The organism is Arthrobacter ramosus, assembly GCF_039535095.1.
Taxonomy (GTDB): Bacteria; Actinomycetota; Actinomycetes; order Actinomycetales; family Micrococcaceae; genus Arthrobacter; species Arthrobacter ramosus.
The window spans coordinates 1,213,714-1,236,259 of record NZ_BAAAWN010000001.1; the positions used below are offsets into that span (position 1 = coordinate 1,213,714).

Annotated in this window: 19 protein-coding genes; 11 read left to right on the forward strand and 8 right to left on the reverse strand. The window is 64.0% G+C overall.

Annotated elements, in window-relative coordinates:
• Both ABD742_RS05805 and ABD742_RS05810 read left to right on the forward strand, forming a co-directional pair.
• A complete protein-coding gene (locus ABD742_RS05805; protein WP_234748167.1) occupies positions 1–1,035 on the forward strand; it encodes an ABC transporter permease in 1,035 nt (344 codons plus the stop codon).
• Positions 1,032–2,741 carry an ABC transporter ATP-binding protein gene (locus tag ABD742_RS05810; protein WP_234748165.1) on the forward strand — a complete coding sequence of 570 codons (1,710 nt, stop codon included), beginning with the start codon at positions 1,032–1,034 and terminating at the stop codon, positions 2,739–2,741. Before ABD742_RS05805 ends, ABD742_RS05810 begins: the two co-directional genes overlap by 4 nt.
• A gap of 82 nt (positions 2,742–2,823) precedes the next feature.
• Here the strand turns inward: ABD742_RS05810 and ABD742_RS05815 are convergent, their stop codons facing one another.
• Positions 2,824–3,483 (reverse strand): NADPH-dependent F420 reductase, encoded by a 660-nt coding sequence (locus ABD742_RS05815; protein WP_234748163.1) that lies wholly within the window; start codon positions 3,481–3,483, stop codon positions 2,824–2,826.
• A 78-nt stretch (positions 3,484–3,561) separates the two neighbouring features.
• Between ABD742_RS05815 and ABD742_RS05820 the strand changes: the two genes are divergently transcribed.
• Together ABD742_RS05820 and ABD742_RS05825 are read left to right on the forward strand one after the other, a co-directional pair.
• The gene (locus ABD742_RS05820; RefSeq protein WP_234748161.1) at positions 3,562–3,948 is read left to right on the forward strand and encodes a chorismate mutase; all 387 of its coding nucleotides are present in this window, start codon (positions 3,562–3,564) and stop codon (positions 3,946–3,948) included.
• A gap of 4 nt (positions 3,949–3,952) precedes the next feature.
• Positions 3,953–4,990: a uroporphyrinogen decarboxylase/cobalamine-independent methonine synthase family protein gene (locus tag ABD742_RS05825; protein ID WP_234748159.1), complete on the forward strand. Its 1,038-nt coding sequence runs from the start codon at positions 3,953–3,955 to the stop codon at positions 4,988–4,990.
• A gap of 18 nt (positions 4,991–5,008) precedes the next feature.
• Here the strand turns inward: ABD742_RS05825 and ABD742_RS05830 are convergent, their stop codons facing one another.
• From ABD742_RS05830 to ABD742_RS05855, 6 genes are read right to left on the reverse strand one after another with little or no spacing between them, the layout of a single operon-like run.
• Positions 5,009–5,743 carry a DUF4166 domain-containing protein gene (locus tag ABD742_RS05830; protein ID WP_234748157.1) on the reverse strand — a complete coding sequence of 245 codons (735 nt, stop codon included), beginning with the start codon at positions 5,741–5,743 and terminating at the stop codon, positions 5,009–5,011.
• A 53-nt stretch (positions 5,744–5,796) separates the two neighbouring features.
• Positions 5,797–7,089 carry a DUF58 domain-containing protein gene (locus tag ABD742_RS05835; protein WP_234748155.1) on the reverse strand — a complete coding sequence of 431 codons (1,293 nt, stop codon included), beginning with the start codon at positions 7,087–7,089 and terminating at the stop codon, positions 5,797–5,799.
• 55 nt (positions 7,090–7,144) lie between these two features.
• A complete protein-coding gene (locus ABD742_RS05840) occupies positions 7,145–8,188 on the reverse strand; it encodes an AAA family ATPase (protein ID WP_234748153.1) in 1,044 nt (347 codons plus the stop codon).
• The gene (locus ABD742_RS05845; RefSeq protein WP_234748151.1) at positions 8,185–9,378 is read right to left on the reverse strand and encodes a DUF4350 domain-containing protein; all 1,194 of its coding nucleotides are present in this window, start codon (positions 9,376–9,378) and stop codon (positions 8,185–8,187) included. The genes ABD742_RS05840 and ABD742_RS05845 overlap by 4 nt, the downstream gene beginning before the upstream one ends.
• Positions 9,379–9,389: 11 nt before the next feature.
• Positions 9,390–10,076 (reverse strand): DUF4129 domain-containing protein, encoded by a 687-nt coding sequence (locus ABD742_RS05850; protein WP_234748149.1) that lies wholly within the window; start codon positions 10,074–10,076, stop codon positions 9,390–9,392.
• Positions 10,073–11,341, reverse strand: a complete 1,269-nt coding sequence (locus tag ABD742_RS05855) for a DUF7847 domain-containing protein (RefSeq protein WP_234748147.1) — start codon at positions 11,339–11,341, stop codon at positions 10,073–10,075. The genes ABD742_RS05850 and ABD742_RS05855 overlap by 4 nt, the downstream gene beginning before the upstream one ends.
• Before the next feature lie 176 nt (positions 11,342–11,517).
• On the opposite strand from ABD742_RS05855, the gene mtrA reads away from it, so the two are divergent.
• The 7 genes from mtrA (at position 11,518) to secA (ending at position 21,881) form a co-directional block, all read left to right on the forward strand.
• Positions 11,518–12,192, forward strand: a complete 675-nt coding sequence (mtrA, locus tag ABD742_RS05860) for an MtrAB system response regulator MtrA (protein WP_059387541.1) — start codon at positions 11,518–11,520, stop codon at positions 12,190–12,192.
• On the forward strand, positions 12,164–14,152 hold the full coding sequence (gene mtrB, locus ABD742_RS05865) for an MtrAB system histidine kinase MtrB (protein WP_372460875.1): 1,989 nt from the start codon (positions 12,164–12,166) through the stop codon (positions 14,150–14,152). The genes mtrA and mtrB overlap by 29 nt, the downstream gene beginning before the upstream one ends.
• Positions 14,149–15,885, forward strand: a complete 1,737-nt coding sequence (locus ABD742_RS05870; protein WP_268818707.1) for an LpqB family beta-propeller domain-containing protein — start codon at positions 14,149–14,151, stop codon at positions 15,883–15,885. The genes mtrB and ABD742_RS05870 overlap by 4 nt, the downstream gene beginning before the upstream one ends.
• Positions 15,886–15,965: 80 nt before the next feature.
• Positions 15,966–16,844 carry a ComF family protein gene (locus ABD742_RS05875; RefSeq protein WP_234748145.1) on the forward strand — a complete coding sequence of 293 codons (879 nt, stop codon included), beginning with the start codon at positions 15,966–15,968 and terminating at the stop codon, positions 16,842–16,844.
• A 158-nt stretch (positions 16,845–17,002) separates the two neighbouring features.
• On the forward strand, positions 17,003–17,728 hold the full coding sequence (gene hpf, locus ABD742_RS05880; protein WP_234748144.1) for a ribosome hibernation-promoting factor, HPF/YfiA family: 726 nt from the start codon (positions 17,003–17,005) through the stop codon (positions 17,726–17,728).
• Between the two features lie 32 nt (positions 17,729–17,760).
• A complete protein-coding gene (locus ABD742_RS05885) occupies positions 17,761–19,002 on the forward strand; it encodes a winged helix-turn-helix domain-containing protein (RefSeq protein ID WP_234748142.1) in 1,242 nt (413 codons plus the stop codon).
• A 134-nt stretch (positions 19,003–19,136) separates the two neighbouring features.
• Positions 19,137–21,881, forward strand: a complete 2,745-nt coding sequence (secA, locus tag ABD742_RS05890; protein ID WP_234748140.1) for a preprotein translocase subunit SecA — start codon at positions 19,137–19,139, stop codon at positions 21,879–21,881.
• Between the two features lie 145 nt (positions 21,882–22,026).
• Here the strand turns inward: secA and ABD742_RS05895 are convergent, their stop codons facing one another.
• Positions 22,027–22,542, reverse strand: a complete 516-nt coding sequence (locus ABD742_RS05895) for an Rv3235 family protein (protein WP_234748138.1) — start codon at positions 22,540–22,542, stop codon at positions 22,027–22,029.
• Positions 22,543–22,546 lie beyond the last annotated feature (4 nt).

A 22,546-nucleotide genomic window follows, 5' to 3' on the forward strand; every position in this document is an offset into this window, starting at 1 on the left:
ATGAGCACTGCAACAATTCCAGGACGGAAGAAGTCCTTCCTGTCAGGACTTCCTGTCATTTCCCACGTCAACAAGAGCGTTGGCCTCCAGCGGGGCATGCTCATCACCGGGCTTGTGCTGACCGGGATCTTCCTTCTCTCGACCGTGCTCGCGCCGTTCATCGCACCGTACGGCTATTCCCAACTGAGTGATGCTTCCGGTTCGTTCCCGACGCAGGAGGCTCCCGGAAGCAAGCACCTGCTCGGCACAACAGTCGGCGGCTATGACGTTCTCTCCCGCGTCCTGTGGGGTTCACAGACCGCCGTGACCGTGATCGTCGTCGCCGTGGTGATGTCCATCTTCCTCGGCGTGGCGCTGGGCCTGCTCAGTGGTTACTTTGGTGGCTGGCTGGACCGGGTGCTGGTAGTCATCGCCGATGCCATCTACGCCTTTCCTTCCCTGCTCCTGGCGATCGTCATGTCGATCGTCATCAGCCGTGGCCAGTCGAGCTTCTGGGGCGGCATCCTCGCCTGCGCCTTCTCGATCACCGTGGTGTTCGTTCCGCAGTATTTCCGCGTGATCCGGGCCGAAACCATCAGGCTCAAGGCCGAGCCGTTCGTGGAGTCGGCCATGGTCCTGGGCGCGTCCAGTATTCGGATCATCACCCGGCACATCTTCAAGAACGCCACCAGGACGCTTCCGCTGATGTTCACCCTGAACGCCTCTGAAGCGATCCTGACCCTTGCCGGCCTTGGCTTCCTGGGCTTCGGCATTGAACCGTCCTCAGCCGCAGAATGGGGCTTCGACCTCAACAAGGCCATGGCGGACGCGTCCTCCGGCATTTGGTGGACCGGCGTCTTCCCCGGTATCGCGATCGTCCTCACAGTGCTGGGGCTGACCTTGGTCGGCGAAAGCATCAACGATCTCAACGATCCCCGCCTACGCGGCCGCAAGCGTGCTGGAGGCAAGGCCTCCCGCTCCAAGGCCCCGGCAGGCACCGATGGCACGAACACAGGGGCCGCTACCGCTCCTGAACCAGAAGCAGGTAAGGCATGACCACCAATATCGGCAACATTTCGGACCAGCCGCTGCCATCCGGGCAGCCCGTCCTGGACATCGAACGGCTCAAAGTCACCTTTGCCACCGACAGCGGCGACGTCTACGCGGTCAAGGACGTCAGCCTCGAGGTCAAAGCCGGCGAAGTGCTGGCGATCGTAGGGGAGTCAGGTTCGGGCAAGACCGTCACGGCCAAGACCATCCTCGGCCTGCTCCCTGAAACGGCCATCAGCTCGGGAGCCGTGCTGATCAACGGCAACAACGTCATCAGCGTCAGTGCGTCCAAACTGCGCAAGATCCGCGGCCGCGATGTGGCCATGGTCTTCCAGGAACCGTCAACGGCCCTGAACCCGGTGTTCACGGTCGGCTGGCAGATCGCCGAAGGCATCCGGGCCCATGCCTCGGACGGACACCGCATCTCGGCCAAGGAAGCCAAGAAACGGGCAACCGAGGCTTTGCGGAAGGTAGGCATCCCGGATCCCGAAACCCGCGTCAACTACTATCCCCACCAGCTTTCCGGTGGCCAGAAGCAACGCGTAGTCATCGCGGCTGCGCTCGCGTTGAACCCGGGTCTGATCGTGGCGGACGAGCCGACGACGGCCCTGGACGTCACTGTCCAGGCCGAGATCCTTCAGTTGCTCCGGGATCTTCGGGACAAGTACGGCACCTCGATTGTGCTCATTACGCACAATATGGGTGTCGTGGCCGACCTGGCCGACCGCGTCGTGGTCATGTACCAAGGCGATGTCGTCGAAGAGGCCACCGCCAGGGTCCTGTTCGCCGAGCCCAAGCAGGACTACACGAAGAAGCTGCTGGCCGCCGTGCCGCACCTCGGCCGCAACTCAGCGTCCGAGGGGGCCACCGAACGGTTGCACCAAGGTGGAAAGGTCCTGGTTGAGGCCAAGAACCTCACCATCGAGTACCCGGGGCGCCTCGGCAAGCCCGGGTTCAAGGCCGTGGACAACGTCAGCTTCACGGTTTCCGAGAACGAGGTCTTTGGCCTGGTCGGTGAGTCCGGTTCGGGCAAGTCCACCATCGGCCGCGCCATTGCAGGCCTCAACAAGGTAACCGGCGGCAGCCTCAAGGTCCTCGGCTACGAAATGCTGGACTTCAAGGAACACACGTTCAAGCCGCTGCGCAAGGACATCGGCTTCGTCTTCCAGGACCCGGCCGCCTCGTTCAACCCTCACCTGACCATCGGTGAGTGCGTAGCGGAACCGCTGCTCATCCATACCCACCCGAGCCCGGCTCAAGCACGCCTGCGAGTGGCGCAGTTGCTCGAATCGGTGCAGCTGCCGGCGTCGTACGCTGAACGCTTCCCGCACGAGCTCTCCGGCGGGCAGCGCCAGCGCGCTTCGCTGGCGCGTTCGCTCGCGCTCAACCCGCGCCTCCTGATCGCCGACGAGCCGACCTCGGCCCTCGACGTTTCCGTGCAGGCGAAGGTCCTGGAACTGTTCAAGGACATTCAGGAAGAGTTCGGTTTTGCCGCGTTGTTCATCAGCCACGACCTCGCGGTCGTGGACATTCTCTCCCACTGGGTGGGCGTGTTGTACAAGGGCGAACTCGTCGAGCAGGGGATCGGCAGCCAGATCATGGGCAATCCCCAGCACGACTACACCCGCAGGCTCATCGCCTCCCTGCCGGTGCCGGATCCTGACGAACAGGCCCGACGCCGGGAAGAGCACCGCGCGCTGCTGGGCATCTAGCCCGCCATCCAAGCGGCGATCCGCAAAGAACGGACATGCCCGCCCTTCTCCGCGAAGGGCGGGCATGTCCCTTGGGCCGCGGCTATTCGGACACGATGCTGATGTTGAAGAGCTTGTCCTTCGGCTGGCGCACGAAGATCCGGAGCCACAGCGGCATCCACATTTCGAGGCCGCGGGCGACGTCGAGCCCGCCCAGGTCGTGGATGTGTTCCGGGAGCCAGCCGAACGCCCGCAGGAGCGCGACGACGGTGGCTTTCGCCTCGTCGTCGTTCCCCGCCACGAAGACGTCATGGGCGCCATCGGCGAGCCTGAGCGGGTCAACCATCAGCGGAGCCTCCAAGGTGTTGAGGGCCTTGACCACACGGGCCTTGGGGAAGGAACGCTGGATGGTTTCGGCAATGCTGTCGGTATTGCAGACGGAGAGCGACGGCGGGAAGCCGGCAGAAAAGTCCAGAGGATTGGACACATCCATAAGGACCTTGCCGGCCAGGTTCGCCGCCCCGGCTTCACTCAACGCGGCGAGCGAGACCATGCCGGGGGTTGCGTTGATCACGATCTCGGCCATGGCTGCGGCCTGCGCGAAGGAACCGGAGCTTGCTCCCGGACCTGCCTGCGCCGCCCACTCCGTCCCCTTGGGATTGCCGGCCTCCCGGGAACCCATCATGACCTCGTGGCCTATCGCCACCAATTTGCCGGCCAGAGTGTGCCCCACCATTCCGGTGCCAAGAACTGCGATTTTCATGCGTGCTCTCCTTCTCATCGGCGCGGACATGCCCATTCTGCCCCTCAAGGGCCGGCCGGCACACCCTAGACTGGAGGAATGACCGAGCAGAACCACGCCCTCCCCGACGCCGACTCCTTCGATCCTTCCGCCAGTTCCCTGGCCGGCCGCGTGGACCAGGCCGTCATGGACGAGTTGCTCTCCATCCGCTCCAGCATCGACAACATCGACGCCACCCTCGTCTTCCTCCTTGCGGAACGCTTCAAGGCCACCCAGAAAGTGGGCGTCCTCAAGGCGACGCACAAGCTTCCTGCCGGAGACCCGGGAAGAGAGTCCGCCCAGATTGCGCGGCTCCGCCGGCTCGCGGAAGAGGCGAACCTCGATCCTGCCTTCGCCGAGAAGTTCCTGAATTTCATCATCAGTGAGGTCATCCGGCACCACGAGGCAATCGCTGAAGGCCACCAGGCTTCCGTCGCGCAGGCCTGAACACATGGCCGCCGAAACCGCGCAGAACCAGGTCACCGCCACGGCATTGGGTCCTTGGCCCGGAACGGATCCTGCTGAGGCAGCCCGGATCATCCGCGGCGAGCTGGGCAGCCCCCACCTGCCGTTCCTGGCCGAGCTTCCGGACCGTGGCGTCGGCTCGGACGCCCTCGGCCGGACCGCATCGCTTCTGGTTGAGTTGGCCATCGATGTGCAGCCGCACGGCTGGCGCCTGGTTGACCGTCCCGGGAAAGACCTGCGGCGTGCGAAGTCCGCCCTTGCTACGGACATCAACGTCCTGGCCGACGTCGCCGGCTCGGAAGAATCCTCCGCCGATGCTCTGAAGATCCAGTTGCGCGGCCCGATGAGCCTCGCGGCCGGCCTCTACTTGCACAACGGGGAGCGTGCCCTCCTTGACTACGGCGCCCGCAGGGACATCGCGGAGTCCTTGGCCGCCGGCGTCGCCGAGCACGTATCCCGGATCCGGACGGCCGTGCCGGGCGCCGGGATAGTGGTCCAGCTCGACGAGCCGGACATCTCTTCCGTGTTGGCCGGCACCATTCCCACGGCGAGCGGCTATCGCACCCTGCGCTCCATCCCGGTCGAGGAGGTCACGGGCGCCTGGCGGTTGGTGATCGACGCGCTGCGGGCCGCAGGGGTGGCGGAGACCGTGGTTTCCGTTCCGGAAATCGAAGCCCCGATCCAGCAGATCCTCTCCTCCGGAGCCGACGGCGTCGCCCTTCCGCTCAAAGCACTCACCACTCGGCAATGGGAACAGATTGCCACCGCGGTGGAAGCGGGCAAACGGCTGTGGGCCGGCGCTTTGCCCATAGAGAATCCGCGTGCAACCCTGCCACGTACCGCCGAGCTTGTGGACACCGTCTGGCGGCCTTGGCGCCAACTCGGCCTGCCGGCGTCGAGCCTCGGGGCTGTGCGTGTCACGCCGTCGGACGGGCTGGCCGGATTCTCGCCGTCGGGGGCCAAAGAGGTTCTGAACCGCTTGAGCCAGATTGCGGACGGGCTGAACCAGCTCGCGCTCGGCTAGCCTGCGGTCCGGCCCCTTCTAGACGCGCCGTTCCCAACGGTCCGGCTCGGCATAGCGGGGGAGCCCGACGGCGGCGGTGGCGGTTCGCGCCGCGGCGGCACCATCCGTCGCGGGTAGCGAGGGCGTCAAACGGTAGTCGAAGGAGCCCGCGTAGACCAGGACCAGGCCGACGTGTGGCTGAAGCACCTTCACCTGGATCCGATGCTTTCCTTCTGCCGCATCCCACCACTGCTCCGCGTAGGCCTTCGCATCAAGGGAATCCGGCAAGGTGAGCCTCAGCGGACCCAGGAACAAACGCGAGGCACCCGAGACGCCGCGAAGGCGCCCGTCCGGCGTGACATCCAGATCCAATGCCGTGGCAAGCCTGCGGTATCGGCCCACATAGTCGACCAGGCGGGTGCCGCCGTCGTTGGTGGTCTCCGCGACAGTGGTGTCATGGAACAACCGGGCGTGCCCGGGAAAGAAAATTTCACGCCGGGCCGTGAGGCTGGACCGTCCGAACGGATCAAGGTGGGCATGATTTTCGATGCGGAACGGGACACGCTCGCCGTACTCGGGGAAGAAGGCCTCTTCCCCTGCAACCGTGGCAAGGAAGGGGCGGAGCCACTTCTGCCGGCAACCGACCACGTCGAAGACGCCCTCGCCGATTCCGTAGGATCCGGAGCCCGGGGCAAGGGAGAAATACTCCTGGAGTTCAGGCTGCAACTGCCGGAACTTGCCGCCCAACGCGAGCTCGTAGATGGGTGTGCTCATGTGCTTTCCTCGGATTCCGGGTTGTTGATATCTGGACTCGGCGCGTGGCCAGGCTACAAGCGGCCCGCAGCCTTTAGCCGAATGTACGCATCCGCCAGGAGCGGCGGCAGTTCCAACGGCTCGGCGTCGACTACCTCCGCGCCAAGCTGGCGCAATTGGGCGCTGACGGCCTCACGGTCCAGCAGGGCACGTTCGGCGGCCGAGGCACGGAAGACCTGGCTCGCCGTCGTGCGTTCTTCCTTCATTCGTCCCAGCAAGGGGTCCCGGACCGATCCCAGGAGCACGACATGCTGCCGCACCAGTTGCGCCACCAAGGGAATGAGTCCTTCTTCGGGGGCGCCGCTGTCGAGCGAGGTCAACAGGACCACGAGGGAACGGTGCGCGGAAATGGCCCGTACCTGGGCCGGGACCTGGGTCCAGTCCATCTCGATCAGTTCCGCCTCAAGCGGAGCCATGGCCTGGACCAGGGAGCCGAGGAGATTGCCTTTTGCCGCTGAATCGACGCGCCCGCGGACGCGCCTGTCGAAGGCGAAGAAGTCCACGCGGTCTCCGCCTCGCTCAGCCAGCACTGCCAGCAGGAGAGCCGCCTCCATTCCGGTGTCCAGGCGGGGCTCGTCCTCGATTCGGGCTGCCGCCGTGCGCGAGGTGTCGAGCATGATCACGACGCGGCGGTCCCGTTCGGGTCGCCAGGTTCGGACGACGACGGCGGTGCGCCGGGCGGTTGCCCGCCAGTCGATGGAGCGCACGTCGTCGCCCCGGACGTAGTCGCGGAGGGAATCGAACTCCGTGCCGGCCCCGCGGATCTGCACGGCCGCTTTGCCGTCGAGCTCCCGCAGTTTCCGCAGCTTGGACGGCAAATGCCGCTTGGAATGGAACGGCGGCAGGACGCGAAGATGGCCGGGGAGGGCCACGGTGCGTTGCCTGGCAGCCAGGCCAAGCGGGCCGAAAGAACGCAGCGTTACATGCGGTGCCGTCAGGTCGCCGCGCCGTGTTGGCCTCAGCTGTACTGACATTCGCCGCCGCTCACCGGCCGGGATTTCGATGCGCTGGACCGGGGCGACGGTCCCTGCGGAGGGCTGCCAGGCGTCACGCACCATTCCGCGGAAGGTCCGCCGGTTGCCGTTTTCCATCGTCAGAACGGATTCCGTTTCCGCGTGGAGGGTGACATTCCCGGGATCCTTCCGCCGCAGGGCAATCTTGGCCGGCGAGGCGGCCAGCAGGAGGTCGGACAACACGAGGGCCAACAGCATGGCGGAGGTGAGGAGGACTGTACCCCAGGCGGGAAACAGCAGCAACGGGGCCAATGCGGCGAAAACCAGCAGCACAAAGCGGCCTGTGATCGCCATTCAGTACCGCCTGAAGGAGAGAGTCATGAGGTGGAAAGTCATGAGGCGAGGCCAATCAGCGCGGCACGGGAACAGAAGCCAGGATGCTGCCGAGGACATCATCCACGTGCACACCGTCCATTTGGGCTTCGGGTCGAAGCCCAACACGGTGCCTCAAACAAGGCAGGGAGAGTGCCTTGACGTCGTCGGGGGTGACGAAGTTGCGTCCGGACAACCATGCCCAGGCACGCGAGGTGTTCAGCAGCGCTGTGGCACCACGCGGGGAGACTCCCAGCTGGAACGACGGCGCCGCCCGCGTCGCACGCACGACGTCCACGATGTAGCCGAGGATCTCGGGGGCCACTGTCACTTCGGCTACCGCGTCGCGGGCATTTTGCAGTTCGGCGACGCCTGCCACTGGCCTGACTCCCGCAGCCAGCAAATTGCGCGGATCAAAACCTTCCGAGTGCCTTCGGATCACTTCGATCTCTTCGGCACGTCCGGGCAGCGGCATGGAGAGCTTGAGCAGGAAGCGGTCCAGCTGCGCCTCGGGCAGGGGATAGGTGCCCTCATACTCGACGGGGTTCTGCGTGGCGGCAACAATGAACGGCGACGGCAAGGGCCGGGAGATTCCGTCCACGGATACCTGGCGCTCCTCCATGGCTTCCAGCAGCGAAGCCTGGGTCTTGGGCGGCGTTCGGTTGATTTCGTCCGCCAACATGATGTTGGTGAACACCGGTCCTTCGCGGAAGGTGAATTCCGAGGTGTGCGAATCGTAGACGAGTGAGCCCGTGACGTCACCCGGCATGAGGTCCGGAGTGAACTGGACGCGCTTCGTATCCAGGCTCAGCGCCGCGGACAAGGCACGCACCAGCAGGGTTTTGGCAACGCCCGGAACACCCTCAAGCAGTACGTGGCCCCCGCAGAGCAGCGCGATGAGCATGCCCGTCACCGTTGCATCCTGTCCGACGACGGCCTTGCCTACTTCGTGACGGACGTCCAGCAAGGCTTTGCGGGCAGGGTCGGACCGGGTAGGTGCCTGCGCTGGCTGTCCCCGCGACGCCGGGCCTCCCGAGTAGCCGTAGCTGCCGTCGGTGAAGCTGTTTGCTTGATTGCTCATGCGGCTGTTGCCTCCTGCTCGAGTTTTTCGATGCTTTGTGCCCATTGGACCAGTTCTGATTCGGTGCGTGGCCGGTGGTCCAGCAGTAGCATCCGCAGCTCCTGTGCCGGCCGGTTGATCTTTCGGGACACGGCATCGAGAACGGCATCTGCGCTCGTCTCGGGGCCGAGCCGGAAGTGCTTGGCAAGCCTGGTCAAAGTGCCGGCCCGGAGATTATCGGCTGCCTGGCCGACAGCGCGGGAATCCTGGTAGAGACGGGCGCGGCCTTCGGCGGTCTCTACAGCCTTGACCACGACTGGCAGCGGCTCGAACACGAGCGGACCAAGCCGCCTGCCCCGCCACAGCACGGCGAGCAACGCGAGTACCGCCAACCACAAACCCAGGAAGCCGACCCACGGTGGCGCCAATTCATTCAGAGTAGGCGGTGAGCCATCATTCGGTACGTCACCGAGGCCAGGGAGATACCAGACGAGATCCGGCGTAGGCCCGAGCGTCCGGAGGGACAACGCGGCGTTGCCCTCCACCTGCAGGAGATCGTTGCTGAGAAGGGCGGTGCTGCCGAGAACCACCAGCCGACCGTCCGCGCTGGCCGCGTACATGCCGCCGTCGTTGCTGCTAGGCCGGTAGCAGGTCACATCGGCTCCTGTGTAAAGGAATGCGCCCTTGCCGGAGACACGCCCCGCAGCAAGTGGATCCGCTTGCCCGCAGCCCGCTTCCAACGTTGACGTCCCGTCGGGAACCACTCCGGCGTTATGGATCTCGCGGCTCAGCCCGGTCAGGGTTCGGAGTCCGGGAGCCACGACCACCACGCGGGCGGCCGATTGCAGCAAGCTGTGCAACTGGGCGGAGTCGAGATAGCCATTGCGGTCATACAACAAGACAGTGGCGCGCGGTTTCCCGGCCAGCAGTGAGGTTGTGGTCGCGAGCGAATCGGATTCCGTGACCATGACTCCGTGCTGTCGAAGGATTTCGGCCGCGGCCATGGCACCATCCGGGGCGGGATTGCGGGCAGAGAGGGGTGCCGTGTCCGAGTTCGCGGGGGACTGGGCCACCGTGACAGAGCCCAGTACCGCGACGATGGCACCGATGATGATCCAGGCCATATGGCGGCGCAACCAGCCCCGCAACTGCGCGGCCGTACTGCGTTCCTTTGCTTTGCCGGGGCCGGTTGTCATTGGATCGGTTGTCATCGGGCCGGTTGTCATCGCGGCACCGCCAAACCGTTGGCGGACTGCCCGGCGAAATCGGGTTTCATGGCCGATAGTCCGGTGTCCAATGCCAGCACGGCAGCATGGTCGGAAGAGGTGGCGGTTGCCTTCCCGTATTTCACGCCATCGAAAATCCTGGCGGCTTCCTCAAGCCGCGAACTGGCTGCCCCGAACGCGCGCCCCAATTGAGCAGCCGCCTCGTCCGCGGTCCGGCCAGCCTGGGCATCAATGACTGCCCGCTCCTCCGCAGAGCGAACCACAGCGCGGAACTGTTCGACGACGGCCGTTTGCCAGTCCTCACGGCTTGCCGCAGCAGATGCCCGGGCGCGGAACGCGTCGGCATCAACTGTTGGCTCGCCGTCGAAAACCTTCGCCGACGTCTTCTTCCGGGCGTTGAGCCTCGGCTTGACAACTATCACGGCAACCACAATGAGGACCACAGCCAGGGCAGCGATCAGCGGCACGCCGATGTTTGCTCCGCCGATGGAATCGCCGTTCAAGGAGCGGAGCCAGTCGATGAACTGATTCCACATCTCAGCGAGCCAACTGGGTTTGGCGGATGCGTATTGCGGCTTGGACAGTTCCTCGGCCGCCCACCGCTGGGCCTCGCCGCGATCGGGATCGACGGGAGGCTCGGAGGCGGCGAAAAGAAAGGCGAAGGGCGCCGATGCCGGGATCATCCTCTGGGGAAACCCTGAGCGGTGTTCGGCGGCCATGGTTGCGCACCGGCTTGACGTGCCCGGCGGCGGCCCGGAACGCCGTCGGGATCTTCCCCGGTTTCCAGAAGGCGCAGGAGCTCCACGTCCAGTCCGTCGCGCCGCATCCTCAGGTCCATGTAGATCAGGGCTGCCACGGAGGTTTGGAAGGCGAAGCCGACTGCACTTACGAGAACCCCTACGACCAGCGAGACCACCGCCAGGACAATCGCCGTCGTCGTCACTTGTGAGGCGCCGGCATGGGGTGCGAACACGGAGGTTATCCCACTCGAAGCCAAGCCCAGGGGAATCTGGATGACTTGTCCGATCACATTCACCATGAAGAACACCAGCAGCGTGATTCCGAAGATCCGCCACCAATTCCGGCTCGTCAGCGTCCACGAGCGCCGGAGTCCGGCGAAGACGCCGAGCTCTTCTATGGTGATGGCGGCCGGGGCCACCAACAGTTTCGTGTAAATCCAGGCATATACGACGGCGGCGCCGAATCCCAACGGGAGAAGCAAAAGCACCCCGAGCGGTCCCAATGCGGTCAAAATGAGGGCGGCCAGCAAGAACACGACCACGAGGAACAGTAATGATCCGGCAAGGAGGAGGAACGCAAAGCCTACCAAGGGCCAGAGACGCGAGCGGGCCAGGGACCACATTTGCTTGAACCCGGTGGGCCGGTTCAACGCGGACCTGGCGACGGGGATGGCCATGACGCCCTGAAGGATGGCTGCGAGCACCAGGGTGAGCAAGGAAATTCCCATAATCCCGGCAGTGGCGCCAAAGACCGGGCCAAGATACCGCATCGCCTCGTCCTGGCTAGTGAATCCTCCTACGGGAGGTTGGACCATCCCGAGCATGCCCAGCGCGGCCACCTCGCTCAATGCGCCGGAGATGGCCTGGACAATAAGGGCGGACCCGAACATGGTCTTGGCGTTCCGGCGGATGGTCTGGAAGGCGCCGTCCATGATTTCACCGAAGAAGAGCGGCCGGAGGGGCACGATTCCGGGCTTCGGGGGAGCCACATAGCGGGGCTGGCCATAGGGCGGCGGACCGCCGGCGGGCCAGCGCGGATCGATCGGCGCGCCCCACGATTGTCCCGGATACTGTGGCGCGCCCCATTGTGGCTGGGCGCCCCATTGTGGCTGGGCGCCCCATTGTGGCTGGGCGCCCCATTGCGGCTGGGTGCCCCACGGCGGCTGTGGTCCCTGTTCCGGCCGGTTGCCTGGATCTGGCTGTGACACGTTTTCCTCCCCAAAAGATGCGTCCGCAGCAATGCACGGACCCCGGGAGGGACCGTTCGCACCAGCCTATAGTTCCGTCGTCGCGCCTCATAGCCCATTTGCCTGCGGGCTGCAGCGCGCCATGCCGTGATCGGGCTCAACGGGACAAAGGCTTGGTGATAAGGGAATATATAACTATGAAGGCACGCATCCTGGTAGTAGACGACGACGAAGCGCTGGCCGAAATGATCGGCATCGTGCTGCGGAACGACGGCTTCGACCCGGTTTTTTGCGCCGACGGCGGGCAAGCGCTGGAGGTCTTCCGTTCCTCCAAACCAGATCTGGTACTGCTTGACCTGATGCTGCCCGGATCGGATGGCATCGAAGTGTGCCGCCAGATCCGCGGGGAGTCGGACGTTCCGATCGTCATGCTCACTGCCAAATCGGATACCTCCGACGTCGTTCGCGGCCTTGAATCCGGTGCTGACGACTACGTGCCCAAGCCTTTCAAACCGGCCGAGCTTGTGGCCCGGGTCCGCGCCCGGCTGCGCCCGGGAGACCAGAAGGCGCCCGAGACCCTGCGGATTGCCGACGTCACCATCGACGTGGCGGGCCACTTGGTGACCCGCGGCGGAGAGCGGATTTCGCTGACGCCCCTGGAATTCGATCTCTTGGTCGCGCTGGCGCGCAAGCCCTGGCAGGTCTTCACCCGTGAACTGCTCCTTGAGCAGGTATGGGGCTACCGCCACGCTGCCGACACCCGGCTGGTCAATGTCCATGTCCAGCGCCTGCGGTCCAAGATCGAGCGTGACCCGGAAGCTCCTGAAGTTGTATTGACGGTTCGTGGTGTCGGATATAAAGCAGGCGCCTGAGTCTTCCACCGGTGAGCCCGGCACTGATCAAGAGGCCGCGGCCAAGGTCAAACATCCCGTTTCAGGACATCCTGTCCCGGAACACACGGACGCCCGGGCACTGAATCTTCCATGGATCCTGGAGCGCACCCGCATATGGACGCGCCGCGCCCTGATCCTGGCACTGCGTGTCTCCCGCCTTGTGGTGACCGGACTTCGCCACATCCGGCCGGGAATCCGGTATTTGTGGCGCGCCCTGCTGCGCCGTTGGCGCCGCTCCCTCGAATTCAGGACCGTCGCGGTCACGATCGTGCTGTCAATGGTGTCATTTGCTGTGGTCGGCGCGTACCTCTCAAACCAAATAGCGAACAATCTGTTCCAGGAGCGTTTGAAGCAAGCCGAATCCGAGAGCCGCTACTACGTCAAGCAAGTCCAGGACACCTTCGACGGTTCACAGGCCAACGACCAATCAAGCGTCATCACCCTCGTCTACGACACGCTCAAAGCGGTGGAGGGCAACGGCTCGGTCATCCAACGGCGATACGTCTTCGAAGCGATGCCCGAACAAACCAAGCCGCGCAACCGCTGGGTGGAATCGCGGGCCTCGGATCAATTGACGGTCCGCGTCATTCCTCCGGCACTTCGCAAGTCGGTGCAGGAATCGGGCAAGGACCAGTACTGGGCTTCCACCGAGTTCCCCGTCGGCAACCAGGACCACCCCGGCATCGCCGTCGGAAACAAGGTCACGTTCAACGGCACGGTCTACGAGCTCTATCTCCTCTATGACCTGGATACCGCCCAACAAACCCTGGACGAAATCCAGAACGTGCTGTGGGCGGGCGGCGCCGCACTCATCCTGATGATCGGCGGTATCGCCTGGTACGTGACCAGGAACGTCGTGAGTCCGGTGAGCCACGCCGCCGTCGTCTCCGAGAAGCTGGCGGCAGGCCAGTTGCAGGAACGGATGGTGGTCAAGGGCGAAGACGAAGTGGCCAGGCTGGGCGCCTCCTTCAACCACATGGCCGCGAGCCTGCAGGAACAGATTACTCAGCTGGCCACGTTGTCCCAGATGCAGCAGCGGTTCGTCTCCGATGTGTCCCATGAACTGCGGACACCTCTCACGACCGTTCGGATGGCAGCCGAAGTGTTGTTCGATGCCCGCGATGACTTCGACCCCATCAACAAGCGCTCCGCGGAACTGCTTTACAACCAGGTGGAGCGTTTCCAGTCGTTGCTCTCGGACCTGCTGGAGATTTCACGCTTCGACGCCGGGGCCGCGGTGTTGGACTCCGAACCGACGGACATCTTCCAGGTCGTTTCGCACGTCATCGACGGCGCCTCTCCCGTTGCCGCGGAGTACGGCTCCGAAGTGCGCCTTACCTCTCGCCACAAGCGCATCATCGTGGAGATGGATGCCCGCAGGATCGATCGCATCCTGCGGAACCTGCTGCTCAACGCCGTCGAACACGGCGAGGGGAAACCTGTCCACGTTTCCGTTGCGGCCAACCACGACGCCGTCGCCATCTCTGTCCGTGATTTCGGCATAGGGATGACCGCGGCAGAAACCGCGCGGGTCTTTGACCGCTTCTGGCGCGCCGACCCCGCGCGTGCGCGGACCACGGGCGGCAGCGGACTGGGACTTTCCATCGCGGCTGAGGACACCAAGCTCCACAACGGTTGGTTGCAGGCTTGGGGCCGCAAGGGATCCGGTTCAAACTTCCGGCTGACGCTGCCTCTCAAGAAGGGCGGCACCATCGTGAAATCACCGTTGCAGCTTGAACCCGCAGACATCCATCTACCGGGAGCCGCGCCTGAGCGCCAGATGCTCGTTTTGGATGCGGGCGACCCGCCGCCCGAGCGGGGTTCCACTGCGGACCCGAGCCCCGGGGATGCTTCGTCACCTCCGCCTGCACTGCCTCCCGTACTGCCTCCAGCCGGAAACGACGACGCCGACACAGCCCAAGGGGGGACGGCACCTTGAGATCCCGACGCTCGTACCTGTCCCGGCGGCCGTACCTCTTACGGGCCGTGATCGCCGTTCTTGCTGTCCTCATGGTGGTCCTCAGTTCCTGCGCGCAGATCCCGCGGTCCGGTCCGGTGGGAAAGAGCAAGGACGAAAGCGCGGGCAACCCGAACGCTCCCGTCTTCTTCCCTCCGCCGCCACACCCAGGCGCCACCCCGGAGTCCATCATCGAAGACTTCTATGGTGCTGGCAGCGGTTACGAAGGCGACTACGCCGTGGCCCGGCAGTACCTCACGCAGGCGCTGTCCGTCAGCTGGAAGTCCGACAAACGCACCCTCGTTTTCCGGAAGGCGACCGTCGTCAAGACCGGCGTGGAAAATGAGTTCAAGTACCAGTTGGACCTCGCCTACGCGGTCGACGCCGACGGCGTTGCGACGCAGTTCCCGGAAGGAACCACCGAAACAATTCCGGTGACCCTGGAGCAGGTCGACGGCGAATGGCGGATTTCGGCGGTCCCGGACGGTACCGCGATCCCGGAAGAGACGTTCAAAGTCATCTACGCGGCCCAGCCCATCTATTTCTACGACCCCACGTTCACGTACGCGGTTCCGGACGTCCGGTGGTTCATCAAGAAGAACACTGTCAAGGCGATGACCAGCGCTTTGCTCGACGGTCCTGCGCCCTACCTCCAGGGTGCCGTCGTCAGTGCTTTTCCTTCCGGCATGAAGCTGGCCAGGGAGTCGGTGCCGGTGGTGTCGGGAGCAGCCCAAGTGGACCTTTCCGCGAAGGAGCTGGTGGATGCCTCGGCCGAGGACCGGCAGCGCATGCAAAACCAACTGACCCTGACCTTCCGTAGCCAGCCGGACGTGGTGAACGTTCAGTTGCGGGCTGACCAGGATCTTGTCCGGGTCGAGGACAATGGCTCGGTCCTGCCGCCGGTGCTTGAGAAGAATGCTCCTGCACGCCAAATCGCCGTCAGCAATGACGAACTCGTGCGCTACGAGAACAACAGGGTCTCGGCCCTTCCGGACATGCAGGCGGTGGCCGGACTGAGCCCGAGCGCTCCCGCCGAGTCCCCGACGTCCCAGGCGGTGGCCTTCCTCAACGGTGCCGGAACCACCCTGTATTCGATGATTCCCGGCCAACCCGCCCGCCAACTGACAACCAGGAGCACGCTGAGCCATCCCTCCTTCAGCCCGCAGGACTGGGTTTGGACGGCAGGTCCGGGAGCCAACGGTGCCACCGAGGTCGTGGCGTTCAAGCCGTCCAACGTTCCTCAAGGCCAGCCCGTCCCCACGGTGACGATGACGCCGGCATGGTTGGCAGGGCGCGTGGTGAGGGACTTCCGGATATCCCGTGAAGGGACGCGCGCACTGGTCATCTCCGAGATGAACGGCAAGTCATCGGTACAGGTGACCGGTATTGTCCGCAATCCTGACGGCACCCCCAAGGATCTGACTGCACCCATAACTTTGTTCTCTTCCGCTCCCGTTGATCAAGGGGTTTGGGTGAATTCCACGACAGTCGCGGTGATGAAAGCCTCGTCAACCGAGAACGTGGTTCCCGAACTGTTGTCCTTGACGTCGAGCCAGCCGCAGCTGTTGCCGGCATGGCCGAACCTGACGACCATCAGCGCGGGCAACGGACCGGAACAGATTTTCGGACAGTCGGGCGCAGGCGTGTTCCAACGAGTGGGCAACGGCTGGGAACTGCAACTCAAGGGCCCGGTAGACCCTTCCTTCCCGGGCTAGGCGCCCTCCGCGAAGCGCGGTTTTCCACATAGCGCGCTTCGGGAGTGTTGGCCGTAGGCGAGGAGCCGGATGCTTGGGGCATGCGTACTGAAAGCCGTTGCCGAGTGCGTGACCCTGACCTCACCGTCTTCCCGGTTAGCGGCGCGCGCCATCGGGGAGTCCATCCTGCCCGGTTGGCGAGGCTCGCGCAGGGCGTTGGCGAGGCCTTCGTCGAGTTGCTGGCCGTTCTGGCCCCGGTGGAATGTGTGTGCTGTGGTTCCGAAGATTCGGCGCTCTGCGGCGCCTGTGCACGGCAGTTGCGCCTTTTGTGCACCCGTCCATTCCGGGCTGAAGGGCAGGCGCCGGCCCTGCTCACGGTGGACGGGTCCGTGATCCTGCCCGTTGTCGCGGGCGGACACTATCGGGACGAACTGGCCCAGGCCCTGCTTTCTTTCAAGCATCTAGGCCAAGGACGGCTGGCCTCGGTGCTCGCGCCTGCACTGGGCAAGGCCATCCGTTCTGCCGTTGGAGACGGGGCAGGCATCTGTCTTGTACCCGTTCCCAGCAGCAACGCGGCCTTCCGGCGACGCGGATTCAGTCCGGTCCATCTCTTGCTCGGCCGTCTGCGGCGCCTGGACATGTTGCCGGGTCTGCGCATGACGGATGCGTTGAAGAAGGCGCCCGGACCGGGAAACGGGCAAAAGGGCTTGGGCCGCGGAGAGCGTGCGCGCCGTGTCCGCGGCTCCATGACCGTTCGGATGTTCCGCAAAGGTTCCTTGGAGGGTAGGGCATGCGTCATCGTCGACGACGTCCTCACTACGGGTGCCACCCTCGCCGAAGCCGCGCGGGCAGTGTCTGCGGCGGGAGGCGTGGTGTGTGGCGCGGTGGTCCTTGCAGCCACCCGGCCGCCGGCCGTTAGCGAGCAGCCTACGGACGGGCCGGACATGCAGCCCACACCGACTCAAACAAAAAATAAGTGACGAAAGGATGAATTACCAGTGGCGATGAACTAACGTCGGTTATGGGTACCAAGAACAGATGTACCTGTCGATAGCGGCTCGGAAAGGGGCTCGACTGTCCGTCAGATCAGCCCCGAGAAGCGCCCTTATCGTGTCACCTGAGTTGTTTGGAGGGCACCATGGAGTTCATGATCAGCGGCCGTAATCTGACCGTTTCGGATCGCTTCCGCGAGTATGCCGGCGAGAAGATTTCAAAGATTGAATCGCTTGGGGACAAGGTCCAGAGGGTTGACGCGAAGGTTTCAAAGGAAACCAACCCGCGCCAGACACCGGGCCAGCTCACGGTGGAAGTGACAGTTCTGGGCCGGGGCCCTGTGATCCGGGCCGAAGCGAGCGCCGCTGACAAATTTGCCGCCTTTGATCTCGCCTATAGCAAGCTGCTGGAAAGACTCCGCAGGGCCAAGGACCGCAAGAAGGTCCACCACGGCCGCCACACCCCCAAAGCCGTTCGTGAGGCTACTGCGACGCTTGAGCCTGCCAGCGCGAGCGAACCCATTTACGTAGAGGCCAGCAACCACCAGGAGCCAACGACGCCACCGGTGGAGACCTCGCCCTACGACGTCGACAACGACATTCCGGCCGGTGATTCCCCGGTCCTGATTCGTCGCAAGGTTTTCCCCGCCGCTTCGCTCACCCTTGATGACGCGGTGGACAACATGGAATTGGTGGGCCACAATTTCTACCTGTTCGTGGACAAGGAAACCAACACGCCGTCGGTTGTCTACCGCCGTCGTGGCTGGACATATGGAGTAATCACTCTCGACTCCACATGCGAACCAGGAGACGAACCCGTGGAGGAAAAGATCCACGCGTACCGTTCGAATGACCAGGCCGCCACAGCCTAGGCCGCATTCGTATTTCCCAAGAAAGGACTGGCATGGCCGCTTCGCTGAGCCTGTTGCAGGCACGGCGGATTGCATTGGCAGCCCAAGGACTGGACAAGGAACGGCCCACCGGCCCCGTGACTTCACGGACGGTGGGCCGCACCTTTGCCCGCCTCCAGGTGGTGCAGATCGATTCCGTCAATGTCCTTTCACGCAGTCATTACCTTCCATTCTTCTCAAGGCTTGGCAACTACGACCGAAGCATCATTCATGCCATGGCCGGGCGAAGCCCGCGGCGCATGATGGAGTACTGGGCGCACGAGGCGAGCTTCATCCGCCCGGAACACTTCCAGGATCTGCTGCTGTGGCAAAACCGTGCGTGGGTAGGCGCGGCCCACTTGGAACGCGGAATCCGGGAGGACATGGCCAAGCGGATCCTCGACGCGCTCGCAACCGGGCGCCCCATGACTGCCGCTCAATTGACCGCGCACCTGGGGCACCAGGAAGACCGGGAGCACGATAACTGGGGCTGGAACTGGAACCTGGTCAAAAGGGTTCTGGAGCACCTGTTTGAAGAGGGGCTCGTGACGGCCGCGTCTAGGACAGAGCAATTCGAGCGCCGGTACACGCTGACATCGCGGGTTCTGCCGCCGGGATTGCCCGCCATCATCGCTCGGCCAGGGGCGCTCCCGGACGGTGGCTCCGACATGTCGAGGGCGGCCATGGACCGGCTGATCGACGCCGCAGCCCAGGCCCATGGCATCGGAACAATCCGTTGCTTCGCCGATTACTTCCGGACTCCAGTGAAGGCCGCTGCAGCCTCGATCGACAGGCTCGTTGCCGCCGGGCGCCTCGAGCCGGTTACGGTGCGTGGCTGGGACCGGGCTTTGTACCGGCATGTGGACGCCCGGCTTCCCCGGGCAGCCACGGGCCGCGCACTGCTCAGCCCGTTTGATTCACTGGTCTTTGAGCGTAGAAGGCTTGAGGAGTTGTTCGGCTTCCATTACCGGATCGAAATCTACACACCCGCGGAGAAGCGCAAGTTCGGCTACTACGTGCTGCCTTTCCTCCTCCGGGACGTCGTGGTCGCGCGCGTGGATCTCAAGGCCGACCGTTCGGCCAAGCAGCTTCTGGTGCGTGCCGCCCACGACGAGCCGGACGCCCCGGCGGACACCGCCGTCGAGCTTTCTGCCGAGCTGCGGCTTATGGCCGAGTGGCTGGGGCTCGACGACGTCGTCGTGTCACCGATCGGCGATCTCTCGTCGGCGCTTGCCTCGGCGGTGGCCCGCGGCTGAGGTCCAGGGGTCTTCGGCAGCGGCCTGCGGGCGCCTGCGCTCCGCTCTCAGGGAAACGAGGCCGCGGCGCGTTGGTCTCTCCCGTAGACTGAAACCGCCAGAATTCGGCAGCTTGAGACTGGGAGCAACTTTACGTGGCATCACTTATCGAAAAACTTCTCCGCACGGGTGACAAAAAGACCCTGAGGCAACTGCGGACCTATGCCGATTCCATCAACGCCCTCGAAGACTCCTTCAAGACTTTCTCCGACGCCGAATTGCGCGAGGAGACGGACAGGCTGCGCGCCCGTCACGAGGACGGCGAGAAGCTCGACGATCTCTTGCCGGAGGCTTTCGCAGCCGTGCGTGAAGCTTCCTCCCGCACCCTGGGGATGCGCCACTTCGATGTCCAGCTCATGGGTGGGGCCGCTCTTCACCTCGGCAATATCGCGGAAATGAAGACCGGTGAAGGAAAGACCCTTGTGGCCACCGCTCCGGCCTTCCTCAATGCCCTGACCGGCAAGGGCGTGCACGTCGTTACAGTCAACGACTACCTCGCCGAATACCAGTCCGAACTCATGGGCCGTGTCTACCGCTTCCTTGGCCTTAGCAGCGGTTGCATCCTGTCCAACCAGGATCCCGACGTGCGCCGTCAGATGTACGCTGCAGACATCACCTATGGCACCAACAACGAATTCGGCTTCGACTACTTGCGCGACAACATGGCGTGGGACAAATCCGAGCTTGTGCAGCGCGGCCACCACTACGCGATTGTCGACGAAGTGGACTCCATCCTCATCGACGAAGCCCGTACCCCGCTCATTATTTCCGGTCCTGCCCAGGGTGACACCAACCGCTGGTACAGCGAATTCGCCAAGGTCGTGCAGCGTCTCCAGCCTGAAATCGACTACGAGGTCGACGAAAAGAAGCGCACTGTCGGTGTTCTCGAAGCCGGCATCGAGAAGGTCGAGGACTACCTCGGCATCCAGAACCTCTACGAATCCGCCAACACCCCGCTCATCGGCTTCCTGAACAACGCCATCAAGGCCAAAGAGCTCTTCAAGCGGGACAAGGACTACGTCATCCTGGACGGCGAAGTCCTCATTGTTGACGAACACACCGGCCGTATCCTTGCCGGACGGCGCTACAACGAAGGCATGCACCAGGCGATCGAGGCCAAGGAAAACGTCGAGATCAAGGCTGAGAACCAGACTCTCGCCACCGTGACCCTGCAGAACTACTTCCGCATGTACTCCAAGCTCTCGGGCATGACCGGTACCGCTGAAACCGAAGCCGCAGAGTTCATGAGCACGTACAAGCTTGGCGTGGTGCCCATTCCCACCAACCGGGACATGCAGCGCCTCGACCAGTCGGACCTCGTGTACAAGAACGAAATCGTGAAGTTCGAAGCCGTCGTGAACGACATCGCGGAGCGGCACGAAAAAGGCCAACCCGTTCTCGTCGGTACCACCAGCGTGGAGAAGAGCGAATACCTTGCCAAGCTGCTGGCCAAGGAAGGCATCCGGCACGAGGTCCTGAACGCAAAGAACCACGCACGCGAGGCCGCCATTGTCGCGCAAGCGGGACGCAAGGGCGCCGTCACGGTCGCTACCAACATGGCCGGCCGTGGTACTGACATCATGCTGGGCGGAAACGCCGAGTTCACGGCCATCGCCGAACTGGCAAAGCGGGGCCTGGACCCTGAAGAAAACTCCGAGGAGTACGAGGCCGCGTGGCCGGAAGCATTCGAAGCAGCCAAGCAGGCAGTCAAGGACGAGCATGAGGAAGTGCTTGAACTTGGCGGGCTGTATGTGCTGGGCACGGAACGCCACGAATCCCGTCGCATCGACAACCAGCTCCGTGGCCGCTCGGGCCGCCAGGGTGACCCGGGGGAGTCCCGCTTCTACCTCTCGCTGACCGATGACCTCATGAGGCTCTTTAACTCCGGTGCCGCCGAGCGCCTTATGAACAGCTCCGTGCCGGACGACGTTGCCCTCGAATCCAAGCTCGTGTCCCGCGCAATCGCTTCGGCCCAGGGCCAGGTTGAAGGGCGGAACGCTGAGCAGCGCAAGAACGTCCTCAAGTACGACGACGTCCTGAACCGCCAGCGCGAAGCCATCTATGGCGACCGTCGCAGGATCCTGGAAGGCGACGATCTGCACGAAAAGGTCCAGTTCTTCCTGGAAGACACCATCAACGCCCTGATCGATGCCGCAACGGCCGAGGGAACCGGCGATGATTGGGACTTCCACCAACTGTGGACCAACCTCAAGACGCTATACCCGGTAACTGTCACGGCCCAGGACATCATTGACGAAGCCGGCGGCAAGGCCCGCGTGTCCGTTGAATTCCTCAAAAACGAGATCCTTTCGGACGCGCAGCTCGTTTACAAGGAGCGGGAAGAAGCCATTGGCGCCGAGAACATGCGCGAGCTTGAGCGCAGGGTTGTCCTCTCGGTCCTTGGACGCAAGTGGCAGGAACACCTCTATGAGATGGACTACCTCAAAGAGGGCATTGGCCTGCGCGCCATGGCCCAAAGGGATCCCCTGGTCGAGTACCAGCGTGAAGGGTTCACGATGTTCCAGAGCATGATGGAAGCCATCCGCGAGGAGAGCGTTGGCTTCCTCTACAACCTGGAAGTGGAAGTAACGCCCGCCGAAGACGTGGTGGTGGTGGACGGCAGCCCTGAAGGCGGTCACGTTGAACATCACGATCCACAGATCCGCGCCGCCGGCCTCGAAGCCCCCGAAAAGCCTGTTCAGCTGCAGTACACGGCACCTGGTGAAGACGGCGCGAGCCAGACCCGCGTCGAAGGGCGGGCCTCGGGACGCTCAGGCAACCCCGCCAAGGCTGCCGCCGATGACAAGCAGCGCGGATCCAACAAGAAGAAGCGCCGCTGACACCGCGATTGCCTGCCGCCTGCAGCTGACGGGCGCCCGCAACCGCTGGACGTATCAAACAAACGGATGCTTGCGGCGAAAAAGGAGAAGGACCAGAACACCCGTTCTGGTCCTTCTCCCTTCTGGTCCTTGATGAACCCCGCCGTCAGCCGATTTCGAGGGCGGTGACCTTCCACGCGCCGTTGCTCCCTTCAAGCCTCATGGCTACGGCGCGGGAGCGGAGTTCTTCTGAGACAACCAAGCTGGCCTCGTACACTCCGTCGTTCACCGCGCAGACACGCACAGAGCGGACCATCGGACTTCGGTGAAGGCGAGACTGCCCGCCTTGGGCGTTGGCAGCATGGGCCCGCGTCAGTGCGGCCCGGTGCTGCAGTGCACTGAGGCATCCGGGGTCCAGGGTCCGTGAGAGCTGTTGCGCCGGCCGGGTGCCGGCAAGAACTTCGACGGCGGCTTGGGCGATGCTGCGGGCCAGCGCGCGGATTTCCGCGTCGAGGCTGAGGAGCTGGGCCGCTTTGCGGGCAGAAGATGGCCCCCTGCCGGACGGACCGTCCATTCGGGCTTTGGCGCGAGGCGAAGCCACGATTGAACGGGAGGCAATGGGTGGCGAAGTCGCCTGGAGGACCGCGTCGGGCAAGCTGTGGACGGCTGGTGATGCGCTCATGGAC